The organism is Dyadobacter luteus, assembly GCF_003383615.1.
Lineage (GTDB): Bacteria > Bacteroidota > Bacteroidia > Cytophagales > Spirosomataceae > Dyadobacter > Dyadobacter luteus.
This window is the reverse complement of record NZ_QNUL01000018.1, coordinates 18,731-32,845: the sequence shown is the minus strand read 5'-3', so window position 1 is coordinate 32,845 and position 14,115 is coordinate 18,731. Positions and strand designations below refer to the sequence as shown.

The window sequence follows — 14,115 nt, the reverse complement described above, 5'->3', positions numbered from 1 at the left end:
GTTGAATTAAACGGTTTCGAACAGAATGCTAATCGTTTCAGTATCAGCAATTTTTCGCCAGCCTTATTATTCATTTACTGGAATTTAAATTTGAAATCATGAAATCCGCGACAAAAAAGTTAACTTCTGAGCTTGCTGAAACATTATCTGTAAAAATCGATTCTGTAGCATCTGGTTCCAAAAAGATAAAGAAATCGATTGAGAAAGCTGCGGCTAAATTGGCAAAGAAGGTAGCGAAGTTTGAGAAAGAGACAGAAAAAGCCAAGGCAAAAGCTGCGAAAAAAACTGAGAAAAAAACGAAAGATAAAAAGGAAACCAAGAAGGGCAAGAAATCGGTAAAGTCTGAAAAATTGGCTGCTCTCGTAGCTGCTGCAACCAGCAAAGCGCCTGTTGCTGCTCCTGCAAAACCAGCCGCTGCTCCGAAAGCAGCTCCGAAGGCTCCTGCCAAGGCTACTCCTGCTAAGCCTGCAGCGAAAGCTCCCATAGCTGCCGCTGAGAAGCAGGAAGAAGCGAAATAATCATTTTCTGACGATATGATGGGTCAATCTGCTTAGGTGGGTTGACCTTTTTTTATATATACTTGTGTTTGTTACCGACAACTGTCCTTTACGTATCTACGTTAAATGGGTTTCGGTATGGCAGCAATCATTCTGCGATTAGTAATCGCCCTCGTTCTGTGCCCGTTGTTTAGTTCGGGGCAGGCCTATCAATCGGTCATTATTACGGAAATTATGGCGGATCCGACACCTGTTATCGGACTGCCCGAAGTGGAATATATTGAAATCTACAACAACTCTGATAATTCCATTTCCCTTAAAGACTGGAAGCTGGAGATGGGAAGCAGATCAGTGAAGCTACCGGATTCAATTATTCCTGCCAGCTCATACGTCATCGTTTGTCATAGAAATAACAGTCCAGTTCTGCTACCGTATGGTGCTGTGGTAGGGCTGAACACATTTTCACTCACCAATGATGGGATGTTATTGTCTTTATTTAACGTGAAAAACCAGCTCGTTTATTCAGTAACGTATCAGGCCAGGTGGTGGGAGGCAGGCAAAAGAAATGGTGGGTACGCGCTTGAAATAGTGGACGTTGGCCATCCCTGTGGGGGACAGGAACTCTGGCAAACATCTGTCAATGAAACCGGTGGCACGCCTGGTAAGCCCAATAGTATACAAAAGCAGCTGATTGATATTTCGCCTCCTGTATTGGAAAGAGTCGATATTTCGGGGAATAAAGAATTTTCACTGTTTTTTAATAAAAAGCTGGATAGTCTCAATGCTGTCTCGGCTGCGATTATTGAATTTGCCGGTAGAAAAATTATCCGCAGAGAAGTTCATTTACCAGATTTCAAGACACTGACTTTTGTACTGGATGAGCCTATACTGGCTGATCAGGAATACAGGCTGACTATCAGGAATCTTGCAGATTGTGCCGGAAATATCTTGCGGGACGAGGAACGAATGATAGCCTTGCCGGTGGACGCAGATTCTGCTGACGTGGTCATTAATGAGATTCTTTTTAACCCATTCGAAGGTGGGGTAGATTTTGTTGAATTTTACAATACCTCGTCCCGACATGTTACGCTTAAAAACTGGTCATTAGGATCGAGGAGATCTGATAATTCTATTTCATATGTGACTATAACCGATCAGAATGTCGTGCTGCCAGCTCATGGATATCTCGTGCTTACTTCTGATGTAGCTGTTGTAAAAGCGCAGTATCCTTCCGATAAATCGCGTTCTATGTTGGAAATGCCTTCTTTCCCTGCCTACGCAAATGCTTCAGGTGAAGTGCTTCTGCGGAATCAAAATCAATTGATATTTGACCGGTTTTCCTATTCGGAAAAAATGCACCATGCTCTTCTTTCCAACTATAAAGGTGTATCTCTTGAAAAAATGAATCCTTGTAAATCTTCGGATGATGCGTCCAACTGGCATTCCGCTTCATCGACCTCTGGATATGCAACTCCAGGCTTTGCCAATTCTCAATTTAACGAAGAAATCGCGGACGAGACGTTTTCCGCTGTTCCTGAAATATTTACACCGAACGGAGATGGAATAGATGATAGCATGCAGCTTACTTACCGGCAAAATGTAGCTGGTAGAATGGCTGCCATCCGTATTTTTAATGTTAACGGAAGGATGGTCCGGTTCCTTGCCAATAATCAACTGATGGGTACCAGTGGTTTTATAGAATGGGACGGAACTGATGACCGGGGTGTGGTGGTGGAAACAGGCTACTATTTTATTGTTGCGGACATGTTTACTACAGACGGAAATATAAAGCGTTTTCGATGCAAGGTGGTGGTTGCTACCAGAGAACGATGAGACCATCAGGGTACTAAACCTATTGTTGCCAACATTCTTCCCGTAGTGCCATTTTCAGCCCGGTAAGAAAAATAGTCGTCGTTATGAAGTACAGTAGAGAACATGGAAATTTCTATGTTTTCCTTTTTTAATCCGGCTGAAAGCAGCTGATCCGCATTCGCTTTTTTGAGGTCAATGAAAAATTTATTCCGGTCGTTGTCCCATCGTTTATGTTCAGACTGAAAGTGTTCTGCAACTTCTTCTCCTACTTCAAATGAACATTCATCAATACATGTTCCTACATAAGCCAAGCAATCTTCCGGAGCAGTACCGAAGCTATCCTGCATTTTGGCAAGTGTTTTAGCTACGATTTGCTGAACGGTTCCTCTCCAGCCTGCATGAATGGCTGCAACTGCTTTTCGGGCAGGGTCAAAAATGAGAATAGGTGTACAATCCGCTATAGTCACAGCGAGCTGCACGCCGGGAATATTGGTGATGAGCGCGTCATAACCTTCGTACCGTCCGGCTTTGTCAGCTGTCAAAATTTCTGCTCCATGTACCTGGTGAGATTTGGCAACCTGTTCAAAGTCAATTCCCAATGCGTTGAAGAAGAGATGATTGTTTTTGATCACATTGTCGGGCTTGTCAGTAGTAGAACCTCCCAGATTGAGTGAGTCGAACGGAGCAGTGCTTACTCCGCCATTACGGGTACTTTCAGCTGCTATGATATTTTTCAACTCAGCGAAAATTGCAGGCTTTCTGAAAAGAGGTTTATCTGTTTGTGTCAAAATAATATAGTTTTAACGGGGTGCCAAAGTTAAGGTTTTAAACGGGTGGTTTGCATGGAGTATTATGTAGCCGGTTGGTTTTATTGCTAACAATTAAAGTAACTTTGTGGCGTCAGCGCAATTCAAATATCATCGTAAAGTGTTTCGTAGACATATGGATTGGTTTGCCTGGCCGTCTAAAAACCAGATTTATGATAAAAGTTAGTGTTTGCGTTGTAACCTATAATCATGAAAAGTTCGTACCTAAAATGCTGGATTCTTTGCTTATGCAGGAGACCACATTTGAATACGAGATTGTTGTAGGCGATGACTGTTCCAGGGATAATACGGTAGCTATTCTGAAAGATTATCAGAGCCGTTACCCTGATAAGATAAGATTGTTGCTTCAATCTAAAAATCTCGGGTTGAACGGGAAATACAATGCGCTGAATACATTTGCGAATGCCAAAGGAGAGTATATCGCCCAGTTCGATGGTGACGATTATCTGACCTCGCCGCACAAGCTTCAGAAACAGGTGGAGATGCTGGATGCAAATCCGCATTATTCTGCCAGTTATCATAATGCTATGGCCATTTACGATGACAATTCTGCACCTTCGCATCTGGTCAATACGTTGACTAAGCCTGAAGTTACTGTAGATGATCTGATCGGGGAGGACGAGCTGTGCTTCATTGCCACGTCCAGTCTGATGTTCCGTAGGGAAGATTTTGCTAAAAATCCTGATCCGGAATGGACCAATTTATCCACCAGCGGAGATATCCCACGTAATATTATGCTGGCAAGCCGCGGCCCTATCGGTTATATAGATGAGGTCATGTCAGTATACAGGAAGAACAGAGGAGGAGCCAGCTTTGCAGATAATCATTATGGAGCTGACTTTCTTTTTAACAGAATTCAAATGTATTCGAACATCAATAAAGAGTTCAACTACAAGTATGATGCGGTTCTGCAAAAGAATATAGCTACTTACTATTATAAGTTGCTGTTTTCGAAAGAGTATGGCGACAGCTACTGGCCGCGTGCAAGGTATGCGCTGAAATATATTTCCCTTGCGCAGCCTTCTCAGCAAAAGAAAAGAGAAATCATCAGAGACTTTGTGTTGCCTCCTTTTGCGATGAAAATTTACAGTTTTCTGGCGCTATCTCTGTATAACCTGAAGACAAAATCCTGAGCTGATACCGAAACAAAAATGCCCTTCGAAAAGGGCATTTTTGTTATCAGAATAATTTTTCTTTCGGGGGCGTAACTCCTTTCAGGCGGATGTAAACGGTAGTTTGTCCGCGGTGGTGAGTCTGGTGCTCAAAGGATTTTTCGAAAGCAGTGCCAGATTTCATCGTCATTCCGAACAGCGCTACATCTTTATTAAAATCCTCATCACTCATTGCTTTAAGTGCATCAATCGTAAAGTCGTAACTGTTCATTACTACTTTTTTTACAGCACTCTTCGACTGATCAGTCATCTTTTCCGCAGAGCCTTCCATCGGACTTTTTTTGCCTGAGGCAGCGGCAGCAAATGCAAAATTAGCGTCGGCGATATGATCCATTTGTTCAGCGAAAGAACGGATATCGGCTACAGGTTTGAAGGCATATCCGTCTTCCGGCATTGCATCCAGGTATTCAAGTGTATAAACTTTTGCACGTTCCCATTCAGCAATCTGCTTTTCCTTTGGAGTTTGGGCAAACAAAGTTTGAGCAATAAGCCCTAACATACAGCTTAGGATTATCTTTTTCATATTGGTTATTGTTTGGTGGTTTTGAATTAAAATAGGACGAAAGGTAATTCGATCTTATATTATTACCAATATTGAAGGCATTTATTGATTTCACGGTGGAGCATAAATCCGTTAATTTCCGATCTGGCGTGATTTTTAACTCTTGTGAAATACAGTTCGATATCATTTAGTAGTTCGAGAAAAAAATAATCTATGGGTAGTAACGAGTCTCCCGATAAAAGGAGTGAAAAGTATCTTGACCTGGGGCACAGCGAAGCGGAGAATCATGCAAAAACGCAGCTGGAGCTTTATGAAGAACATGTTAAAAATACCTCAGAAGTAACCAATAAGATATCCGGGTTCTTTAAGACCAATTTGTTCGGGTTTGCCTGGCATTATATCAAAAGTCGTTTTGGGCCAAGACATGCGTACCAGGCTTATCCCCGGAACGGAGACAACGGCGTGTATCGACTTCAATCTTCCATTCCGGCCAGGGAAGGAATTTCTATTGCATTACTTTCGGATTGGGCCAGCGACACGGCTGAATCGGATGCGGTGGCGCATCTGGTAGCCAGGTACGCGCCTGACTACACCATTCACATGGGGGATATCTATTTTGTGGGTACGCCGAAGGAAATCGAAGTAAATTTCACTGCTCCTCATGCCAGCTGGTATTATGGCGCTTCGGGTAGTCTGGCGTTGTCGGGTAATCATGAAATGTATTCAAACGGCGATGCCTATTTTCAACATTTGTTGCCCGCCATGTATGTGCAACAGGGCGAAGTCAGAAAAACCCAGCAAGCCGGTTTCTTCTGTCTGGAGAATGAACATTGGCGAATTATCGGTATTGATACAGGTTACACATCGGTAGGTCGTCCATTTCTGGAAGTATTATCTCCGCCTGATTGCCATTTGAGGCAGGAGCAGATAGCCTGGCTGCGTGATATAGTGAAAATAGGTGACCCTGACGATAAGCGGGGCATAGTTATTCTGAGCCACCATCCTTATGTATCTGCATTCAGAGAGCAATATCACAAGCCTGCAGAGCAACTACAGGAATTATTGGGTGATGCTTCGCGGGAGATTATCTGGTTCTGGGGGCATGATCATCGCCTGGTCGTTTACAAGAAGGCTCAGTACGGCAAAGGCCCCGGCGCTTATGGTCGGTGTATCGGGCACGGAGGTTTACCGGTAGAGATTAAAATGCCGGATTCTGAAGAGGATGTTCTAAAGATTATGCTGTATGACAGGCGCGTTCGTAAAACGATCCGAAGACATCAGCTTGGCTATAACGGATTTGTAAAATTGAATCTGGAAGGAGCGAAACTAACGGCTGAATACCGTGATTTGGAAGACTCCTGTGTGATTGAAGAGCAGTGGGAAGTGGATACGACAAACGGTCAACTCATTTGGAATATAGACAGTAAACTGCCTGATTCATTGTGAATTGACCGCCCGGTATATATAACCCGCAAGTAGCGGAGATTAGTGATGATCGTCGTGAGAAACGGTCTCTCTGTAAAGAGCTGCAAAAGTTACGATCAGACCCAAAGTTCCCAAAATGAAAACGAACAAATCTGCGAAAACAGCGAGTATAAGAAAAAGTGCTATAAATGTAAATACGTATGCTCCAGCTGAAAGCCTTTTAGGCGCTTCTTCCGAGTGGCTTGGTGCTGTATGAGTTGAATCAGACATGGTTCTTTGTAAAATTTGAATCTTTAAATGATACTGCTGCGAAAATAATAAATAAAGGCCATTTTTCAGTAGACAGTTTAATAATTTGTCGTTGTAAGTGTATGGAATTCAATTTTTCGGTTTTGGTAAGCGGATCAATCCTTACATTTGTTTCTGACAAAATCTTCCGGTTTATTCACCGGTTTATCTTATAAAAGCAGTTGCAATGCCCTACATTATTGGTTGTGATATTGGTACTACGAATGTAAAATCTGTCGCTTTTGATGCGGAATCGGGTGAAATCCTGACCATGCATAGTGAGACCTACGACATGAATCATCCGAAACCGGATTGGAGTGAACAGGACCCTGAGGAGATTTTTAATGCCGCCTGTAAGACAATTAAGACTGTTTTTGATACCTGTGCAAAAAAAGGAGAAGTACTGGGGATTAGTTTCAGTGCAGCCATGCACGGTGTTTTAGCACTGGATAAAAATGGGAAAAAGTTAAGCAACCTCATCATTTGGGCTGATAACCGCAGTTCAGAAATCGCGCTGAAGTTAAGATCGTCTCCTATTGGTAAGAAAATATATCAGCACAACGGTACACCTATTCACGCCATGGCGCCGGTTTGTAAGTTGTTGTGGATTAAGAAAAACGATCCTGAGCTTTTCAGGAAAGCAGATAAGTTTATTGGCGTCAAAGAGTATATAGTTTACCGTCTTACGGGTAAATTTCTGGTAGACTACTCCATCGCTTCGGCAACGGGCATGTTCAATATCCGGGAAATGAAGTGGGATGAGTTTACTTTAAAAAAAGTAGGTCTTAAAACATCGAAACTGTCGGATGCGGTTTCTCCTTATCATACTGAAAAGCTGACAGCTGATAATGAGGCAGGACTACCAGAAGGCACCGCTCTGATCATGGGAGCGAGTGATGGCTGTCTGGCAAACCTGGGTAGCGGAGCAATCAGAACCGGTTCTATGGCAGTGACGATAGGAACCAGTGCTGCCGTTCGTATTTGTTCTGAAAAAGCGTATTCAGATCCGATGATGCAGACTTTCTGCTATATATTGGATGAACAGACTTATATATTGGGTGGTCCTTCCAACAATGGTGCAGTCATTTTTGAATGGCTGATGAATACATTTTTTGTGAACGAAGAATACGATACTGTTTTCAAATCCGCTGATAAAGTGGCTGCCGGTTCAGATGGCCTGCTGTTCTATCCCTATATGCTGGGTGAACGTGCGCCTTTGTGGAATTCCGAAGTTCGGGGTGGATTTTCAGGATTGGATATACAACATACAAAACCTCATTTTGCCCGTGCAGTGATGGAAGGTATTTTGCTCAATTTGAATACCATTGGCAAAGTGCTGCTTGAAATGCAGGAAATTGATACGATTTATGCCAATGGTGGTTTTGCGAGAAGCCCGATATGGGTGCAGATGTTGTCTGATATTTTTGGTAAAAAAGTAGTTTTAAATGAAACGGTAGAAACTGGTGCCGCCGGCGCAGCCATGATGGGGTTGAAGGCCTTAGGCGTTTATCAAAACTATTCGGAAATGGAGGCTTTTACATTGGTAGGGCAGAAGTTTGAAGCAAGTTCCCAAAACAACAAGGTATATCAGGTACTTACGGAGAAATTTATCAAAGGTTCAAAGCTGATGCTGAGTCACGCGGTGTAGTGGGCCAATTCTAACCGCAAAGTAGAGAAAGGTTTGCGCTGAGGACGCAGAATTTATGGGCCGGTTACCTGGGCGAGTGCCAGGTTACCGGCCTTTGTGGTTTACTGAGGCTGGTAGGATTTGCTTTTAGAATGAACAACCGCTTCTTTCTCCGTTTGGTTGGTACGTCTCCGGGTGAGATTTGCAAAGAAAAGTGATGTGGCTCCGGTAACAAACCAGCAGAAATCTGTAACGGCTACAAAGTGATATCCTTTTTGCATGGCAATCCATATCCAGTCTCCCGTCATGACGCCATTGACTACCGGAACCAGCATTGAGAGTATTCCTCCGAGAAATAAGTAGAGTTGTGTAATTCTAATCTCGTTTTTGGCAAACAATCCGATGATGGTGAACAATAACCAGGAAACGAAAAATGCTGTTCTGGTATAGAAAACGTGGTCTATTGTGTCCGGAATCGCCAGCTCCGCACTGAACAAAATGGCCACTGCCGGGAACAATCCGAAACAAATCGCCAGATAAGACATCGTAACTCTGTGATGAAAACGTTTCTGCTTATCGGTATAGCTCTTTTTATTTCTTGCCTCTTTCCATAACAGCACCCCGCTGATGATCACGAAGCAGGTGAACAGTGCCATGAAAAAGTAAATAGTTTTGAGTACAAGCCCTCCAAATGTAGCAAAGTGTAAACGTGCAATGCCTGGTAGTATGGATTGGGCATAACTTCTGTTTCCCGGTAAATCATTGGAAATTACCTTCCCGGTTTTAAGGGAGAGTGCAATGCTGCCATCCCCCGCAAACGTTTTAGGATTATCCATTGAAATGGCAATCACGCCGTCTTCCTTCGGATAATTTTTGATCTGCATGTAACTGGTTTCGAGCTCGGGATGCTGTTTGCGGACATGATCCAGCAGAGATGTTATTTTCTGATTTTGAGAGGAAACAGGAGAATCCCCGCTTGTAACCATAAATCTTTCCGGTAATAAAACTTCGAACGCTTTGTTTTGGTCTCCGCCAAAAAACACCATAACTACCGGTGCCAGGACAAGTAAGGATAGCATGTAATAAGCGCCCGTAATCGCATACATAAACTGAAAGGGCAATCCCAGCAAACCGAAAACCGTATGTGAGTTGGTCCAAATGTTCTTTAGTGAGCCTTTCAGTGAAAATCCGTTGTATTTGGTCAGAATATTTTGCCAGTGGATCATGACACCAGTGACAACGGCGAATGCAAAAAATAACGCAACAAAGCCAGATAGATATCGGCCAATAAAGGGGATCTGGTCAAAGAAATGTAGGCGGTACAAGGTCTCACCTATGGTTGTTCTTTCTTCTTTGTCAAATTCTCCCGTTGCAGGGGAATAGGTAGTATAGTAATGTTCCTCAGGTTTTCCTTTCGGTACAATCACGTGGCCATAAATTTTGACAAGTGGTCTTTCCCTGGTTTCAGTTCTGATGGTGATATCCTCCGAAAAATCGAATTGTGGCACTTCTTTTTTCAGGTCGGCCAGCATTTGATCATAGTCGATAGAATGAGCAACAGGTTGCCGTGCCTTCGGATTTTCCCATTGATAAAACTCATCCTTGAAAAGGGTAAGAGCCCCTGCGAAAAAAATGACATACAGGGCAAAGCTGATTACAATACCTGACACGGTGTGCGTGTGAAAGGTGATATTGTACAGTCGGTTAGATAGTCCTTTTAGTTTCATGGGCTATTTGAGTAAATAAATGACAAATCCGCAAATTGCAATTCCCGCGAGGTATATCCCCCAGATCACCCAGCCGTTTCGGGCCAGGAAAGCCAGTACCATCAGTGCCACCCACATTATAAAAACTGAAAATGCGCCTGTCAGGATTACAGCTGTCTGGTAAGGTAGCATGGTGGCGATCATCATCTGAAACGTGATGGCAAGAAAATAGCCTCCTATGAGTCCGGCTGTGATCTTCAGAGCCCGTTGCCCTTTGGTGGTCAGGTATTCTTTTTTAGCTGGCATAAGAGAAAAGATCAATCAGTAAAAGAAGGTGAATTACAGCCAGTAAACTGTAGAAATAAACACGGCCTGAAACGGCAAAAAGCTGTAGTAGTCCTAATGCCAGTGAATACGCTACCACAGAAAGCAGGAGGCCTGAAGCCCAGCCTTCGTGACTGATGTACAGACCCGGGCCTGCGATCAGTAAAAGCGTTCCTACCCATTTTGGAACAGGATAAGAAATGTTTTTCAGAAAATGAGGGAAATATTTTGATTCAGTGTAAAACAGAAATGCCCCCCAAAGGATTAAACAAAAAGCTAACATAATTACGAAGAAGTAACAGGTTTTCGTTTTGGATTAAATGGTTTTGCCGGATGAGCAGAATTTGCTTTAGATCCGGTGTCTCTTTTAGATTTTTTCCTGCGGCCCCACCATATGGCAAAGCCAGTGACAGGCAAACTTGCTGCGACAAAGCTTGCTAAAAAGGCCAGAATTTTGCCAGGCAGCCCAAGGATGCTTCCTACATGAATATCGTAATTCATGTTCCTGAGTTTTTCGGCTGCTGGTTTTGATTCGTACCGACGGTTTTGTAAGAACTCTCCTGAATGCTGATCATACTGATGAGTAACGAATTTAAATCTTTTTGTTCCGGTGAACAATGCGTTGACGGTGAGAGCATCTTTCTTTTTTTTCGGTATGATATAAGAATAAGATGTTGCGTCAGGAATTCTTTTGGTAATATCCTGATCAATTTCGTCAACTGCCAGTTTGCTTGTGTAAGCTGTTGTATCTGAATATACAATGGTGGTAGATGCTAATGGACTTCCTCCATTTACCAGATATTGAACTGATTCGTTGAACCAGGAAAATGCCCAGACAAGGCCTGTAAGGGCAATGATAAGACAAATTCCAAGGAAATAGAATCCGACTACATTGTGTAGATCATAGTTTTTTCTTTTCCATTTTGTGCCGGCTTTCCATTGAAACCAAACGCGCTGTTTGGCAGCAGCTTTGTTTTTGGGCCACCACAATACCAGACCTGACAGAAGGAGAACAATAAAAATGATTGTACTCCACCCCACAATCTGCTTACCGATTTTGCCGAGAAGCAGGTCATAGTGGAGATAAAGGACAATTGTAAAAAATTCATATTTGTTGTTTTCTACTTTCAGTACGGAACCTGTGTAGGGGTTGAGATAAATATTGTAAGCATATTCCCGCGAACCAAAATAGGTGATTGCCTCTTCATCAGCCTTGTAGGCAAAGAAACGGCTGGAACCGTTGGGCGTATTGCTGATTTCAAAATTGGTAAAATCGAATGCCCTGCCAAGTGTTTTTTGAGCGATATTGAACTGCTTGCTTACGGGAAGTTTGGGTTGTTTCAGCGGCTGTACATAAAGGTGATTTTGATATACAACATCTCTTATTTCCTCCTCAAAAGCGTAGATGCACCCCGTGATTCCGAGTATAAACACAACAAGCCCGGACGCAAGTCCGAGCCAGAGGTGCAAAAGGCCGATAAGCTTTTTGAATGTCATAGATTAAAACTTGTAGGTAATACTTGCTGAGAAGCGCCTCGGGGTCTGTGGTTGTAACGAAGTGTTCCAGTATCTTTCATTTTTGATATTATCCAGTTTCAGACCCAGACGGTATTTAGGCTGATCGTAGAATACCGTGGCGTCCCAAACTGTGTAGGCCGGAATTGTAAACTCGCGCGTTGTGTTGTTGATCACGAATTGTTCACCACTGTGGTTGACCCCTGTTCCGGCGCCTAATCCTTTAAATGTGCCTGCAGTGGCGCGGTAACTGATCCAGAGATTGGCAGTGTTTTTGGCTCCTGAGTTGGTTGGTCTGCGGCCATTCACATTTTCGTTTGCTTTTTCCAGCTTGCTTGCATTGTAGGCATAGCCCGCCAGTATATTCAGTCCGTTTACAGGATTCATAATCAGTTCAAAATCCAGCCCTTTACTGGTTTGGTTACCGTCCTGAATCTGGAACCTGGTTCCATTCACCGGGTCACGTTCCATATCAGTACGGACGAGATTGATCACGTTGATGCTGTAATAGCTGATTGTAGCGTTGATCTTGTTTTCCAGAATGTCAAACTTGATACCGCCTTCGGTTTGATTGGCAAACTGAGGTTTGAAATTAGAAACTGTTGCATCAGGCTGATTGACAGGAGCTATAAACTGATAACCGTTCATGTAGTTGGCAAACAGAGAGACTTTGTCTTTAATTGGCTGATATACCACCCCGAATTTCGGAGATAATGCAGTTTGCTTGTAAACTCCCGTTGTAGCATTAGAATTGTAGTTGTAAGAACCACGGTTGTCAAAACGATCTACACGTAAGCTGAGCATCACCATCAGGTTTTCAGCCAGGTTGAATACATCCGAAACATATGCACCCATGTAGTTGTACTTTCCTGTACTTCCGCTGTTGACGGTTACACCGGCTACTTTGTTTTTGATGTCATTGATACTGATGGCTGCATATCTTTTGCCGGGATTCAGGAAATTGACCGTGTCATAAAGGGCACCACGTGTATTAGGGAAGTCGAAATTCATGGAACTGTAATCCAGTCCTGCAACTACTCTGTTGCGCTTGCCGGCAATTTTGAAATCTCCGATAAAATTCTGCTGGATCTGAGTTGCAACCTGGCGTGTATACTGATCCCAGATGTTCCGTGTTACAGTCGAATCAGTAATGGTATTCAAGGTAAGGGCGGGAAATTCGAATTCGACAAGGCTTGTACCAATGTTGGTTTGTGACGTCCACGCACTGTTGATTCTGTAATTGATCTGAGAATACAGGTTTTGGGTACGGGTAGAAGCGATGATGGAATTATTGGTAAAAGATTGTTTGTATCCTATTCCAAGCTGATCAATACTGTTTGCTGTAACGCGGGTGGATGCGATTGTATTCCCGTAAATGTTGGTGCCTTTGCGTCCGTAAAGTTCGGCGTCAACAAGTACAGTCAGTTTATCAGAAAGTTTAAGCAGCAGAGAAGGAGCGACCAGATACGTTTTTGAAAAACCTGCATCCTGAAAACTTTTTTCTCCATGTAAGGCCGTGTTCACGCGCAGCAAAACTGTTTTGTCTCCATTCAGAGGTGTATTGATATCGGCTGTAAATCTATTCAGATCCCATTGCCCGGTAGTGAAAGAAACGTTACCCCCAAAAGTTTCAAAGGGCTTTTTAGTAACGCGGTTGTACAAGCCACCAAAGGTAGAAAGGCTTGCTCCGTACAGCGTTCCCGACGGACCTTTAATCGCTTCAATACGTTCAAGATTAGCGGGGTCAATTTCTGAAACGGAAGATGTGCCCAGACCGTTGCGCGCTGCATTTCCCAGGTTAAAACCTCGTGTGACATTCATGTAACGTCCATTGCTCGAATGTGCCACACCGGCGTTGGCTCCCGGAATATTTTTGAAAGCACTTTTATAATCCGTCACAATTTGCTCCTGCATAATTTCTTTGGACACAACATTATACACCTGAGGATTTTCGATGTTTTTCAAAGGGAGCCGGGCGATGTGTTCCGATTCTTTTTGTGCAAAACGGTTGATATTACCTTTAACTAAAACTTCCTGTAAAGCTTGTGTGTCTTCATTAAGTGAAATAGGGGGAATCGTAGTTTCTCCCTTTACTTCGATCGTTTTCTCAATAGCTCCGTAACCAAGCAGTTGCACGTACAACTTATGCGTGCCGTTCGGTACTTTTTTGAGGCGAAAATGACCTTTGCTGTCCGTAACTGTGCCCAGCTGAAGTTCCTTAATGCCTACAGTAACGAATTCTGCCGGCTGGCCGTCGGAGGTCAGTATTTGTCCTTTAATCCCAGAATTCTGAGCAAAAACGTTGAACGTTAAAGAAAGTAATAGTAATAGGGTGAGTGATAATTTTTGCATTTGTGTTGGATTGATGTTTTCAGTTTTTTTTTCAAAAATGTGGAGGAGGGCTTTAATTAGTCGGGATG

At 43.2% G+C, this 14,115-nt stretch carries 13 protein-coding genes; 5 read left to right on the top strand and 8 right to left on the bottom strand.

Annotation, left to right across the window (positions count from 1 at the left end; genetic code table 11):
- Positions 1 to 98: 98 nt before the first annotated feature.
- Positions 99 to 518: a histone H1/H5 family protein, HCT subfamily gene (locus tag DSL64_RS19355; protein ID WP_115832582.1), complete on the top strand. Its 420-nt coding sequence runs from the start codon at positions 99 to 101 to the stop codon at positions 516 to 518.
- Positions 519 to 635: 117 nt separating this feature from the next.
- Positions 636 to 2,330 (top strand): lamin tail domain-containing protein, encoded by a 1,695-nt coding sequence (locus DSL64_RS19350; RefSeq protein WP_158547951.1) that lies wholly within the window; start codon positions 636 to 638, stop codon positions 2,328 to 2,330.
- Between the two features lie 5 nt (positions 2,331 to 2,335).
- Here DSL64_RS19350 and pgeF read toward each other — a convergent pair whose 3' ends face one another.
- Positions 2,336 to 3,097, bottom strand: coding sequence for a peptidoglycan editing factor PgeF (pgeF, locus tag DSL64_RS19345; protein ID WP_310587859.1), 762 nt, complete (start codon positions 3,095 to 3,097; stop codon positions 2,336 to 2,338).
- Positions 3,098 to 3,288: 191 nt separating this feature from the next.
- Here pgeF and DSL64_RS19340 point away from each other — a divergent pair, with 191 nt between their 5' ends.
- Positions 3,289 to 4,269, top strand: coding sequence for a glycosyltransferase family 2 protein (locus DSL64_RS19340; RefSeq protein ID WP_115832579.1), 981 nt, complete (start codon positions 3,289 to 3,291; stop codon positions 4,267 to 4,269).
- 46 nt (positions 4,270 to 4,315) lie between these two features.
- On the opposite strand, the gene DSL64_RS19335 is transcribed toward DSL64_RS19340, so the two are convergent.
- Positions 4,316 to 4,831 carry a DinB family protein gene (locus DSL64_RS19335; protein ID WP_115832578.1) on the bottom strand — a complete coding sequence of 172 codons (516 nt, stop codon included), beginning with the start codon at positions 4,829 to 4,831 and terminating at the stop codon, positions 4,316 to 4,318.
- 192 nt (positions 4,832 to 5,023) lie between these two features.
- Here DSL64_RS19335 and DSL64_RS19330 point away from each other — a divergent pair, with 192 nt between their 5' ends.
- Positions 5,024 to 6,256 carry a metallophosphoesterase family protein gene (locus DSL64_RS19330; RefSeq protein WP_115832577.1) on the top strand — a complete coding sequence of 411 codons (1,233 nt, stop codon included), beginning with the start codon at positions 5,024 to 5,026 and terminating at the stop codon, positions 6,254 to 6,256.
- 39 nt (positions 6,257 to 6,295) lie between these two features.
- Here DSL64_RS19330 and DSL64_RS19325 read toward each other — a convergent pair whose 3' ends face one another.
- Complete coding sequence (locus DSL64_RS19325; protein ID WP_115832576.1) at positions 6,296 to 6,505, bottom strand: hypothetical protein; 210 nt, start codon at positions 6,503 to 6,505, stop codon at positions 6,296 to 6,298.
- Positions 6,506 to 6,710: 205 nt separating this feature from the next.
- Between DSL64_RS19325 and DSL64_RS19320 the strand changes: the two genes are divergently transcribed.
- The gene (locus DSL64_RS19320; RefSeq protein WP_115832575.1) at positions 6,711 to 8,171 is read left to right on the top strand and encodes a gluconokinase; all 1,461 of its coding nucleotides are present in this window, start codon (positions 6,711 to 6,713) and stop codon (positions 8,169 to 8,171) included.
- A gap of 101 nt (positions 8,172 to 8,272) precedes the next feature.
- Here DSL64_RS19320 and DSL64_RS19315 read toward each other — a convergent pair whose 3' ends face one another.
- From DSL64_RS19315 to DSL64_RS19295, 5 genes are read right to left on the bottom strand one after another with little or no spacing between them, the layout of a single operon-like run.
- Entirely contained in the window at positions 8,273 to 9,877 is a 1,605-nt protein-coding gene (locus DSL64_RS19315) for a PepSY-associated TM helix domain-containing protein (protein ID WP_115832574.1), read from the bottom strand.
- A gap of 3 nt (positions 9,878 to 9,880) precedes the next feature.
- Positions 9,881 to 10,162 (bottom strand): hypothetical protein, encoded by a 282-nt coding sequence (locus DSL64_RS19310; RefSeq protein ID WP_115832573.1) that lies wholly within the window; start codon positions 10,160 to 10,162, stop codon positions 9,881 to 9,883.
- Positions 10,152 to 10,463, bottom strand: a complete 312-nt coding sequence (locus DSL64_RS19305) for a hypothetical protein (protein ID WP_115832572.1) — start codon at positions 10,461 to 10,463, stop codon at positions 10,152 to 10,154. The genes DSL64_RS19310 and DSL64_RS19305 overlap by 11 nt, the downstream gene beginning before the upstream one ends.
- A gap of 2 nt (positions 10,464 to 10,465) precedes the next feature.
- Positions 10,466 to 11,677: a PepSY-associated TM helix domain-containing protein gene (locus tag DSL64_RS19300; RefSeq protein ID WP_115832571.1), complete on the bottom strand. Its 1,212-nt coding sequence runs from the start codon at positions 11,675 to 11,677 to the stop codon at positions 10,466 to 10,468.
- Positions 11,678 to 11,680: 3 nt separating this feature from the next.
- A complete protein-coding gene (locus tag DSL64_RS19295) occupies positions 11,681 to 14,047 on the bottom strand; it encodes a TonB-dependent receptor (protein ID WP_115832570.1) in 2,367 nt (788 codons plus the stop codon).
- Positions 14,048 to 14,115 lie beyond the last annotated feature (68 nt).

Bases quoted from the DNA above. Each gene is read 5' to 3' on its own strand.
- DSL64_RS19310 (WP_115832573.1), bottom strand. From the start codon at position 10,162: ATGCCAGCTAAAAAAGAATACCTGACCACCAAAGGGCAACGGGCTCTG.
- DSL64_RS19350 (WP_158547951.1), top strand. From the start codon at position 636: ATGGCAGCAATCATTCTGCGATTAGTAATCGCCCTCGTTCTGTGCCCG.
- DSL64_RS19315 (WP_115832574.1), bottom strand. From the start codon at position 9,877: ATGAAACTAAAAGGACTATCTAACCGACTGTACAATATCACCTTTCAC.
- DSL64_RS19325 (WP_115832576.1), bottom strand. From the start codon at position 6,505: ATGTCTGATTCAACTCATACAGCACCAAGCCACTCGGAAGAAGCGCCT.
- DSL64_RS19300 (WP_115832571.1), bottom strand. From the start codon at position 11,677: ATGACATTCAAAAAGCTTATCGGCCTTTTGCACCTCTGGCTCGGACTT.
- DSL64_RS19320 (WP_115832575.1), top strand. From the start codon at position 6,711: ATGCCCTACATTATTGGTTGTGATATTGGTACTACGAATGTAAAATCT.
- DSL64_RS19295 (WP_115832570.1), bottom strand. From the start codon at position 14,047: ATGCAAAAATTATCACTCACCCTATTACTATTACTTTCTTTAACGTTC.
- DSL64_RS19335 (WP_115832578.1), bottom strand. From the start codon at position 4,831: ATGAAAAAGATAATCCTAAGCTGTATGTTAGGGCTTATTGCTCAAACT.
- DSL64_RS19355 (WP_115832582.1), top strand. From the start codon at position 99: ATGAAATCCGCGACAAAAAAGTTAACTTCTGAGCTTGCTGAAACATTA.
- DSL64_RS19330 (WP_115832577.1), top strand. From the start codon at position 5,024: ATGGGTAGTAACGAGTCTCCCGATAAAAGGAGTGAAAAGTATCTTGAC.
- DSL64_RS19340 (WP_115832579.1), top strand. From the start codon at position 3,289: ATGATAAAAGTTAGTGTTTGCGTTGTAACCTATAATCATGAAAAGTTC.
- DSL64_RS19305 (WP_115832572.1), bottom strand. From the start codon at position 10,463: ATGTTAGCTTTTTGTTTAATCCTTTGGGGGGCATTTCTGTTTTACACT.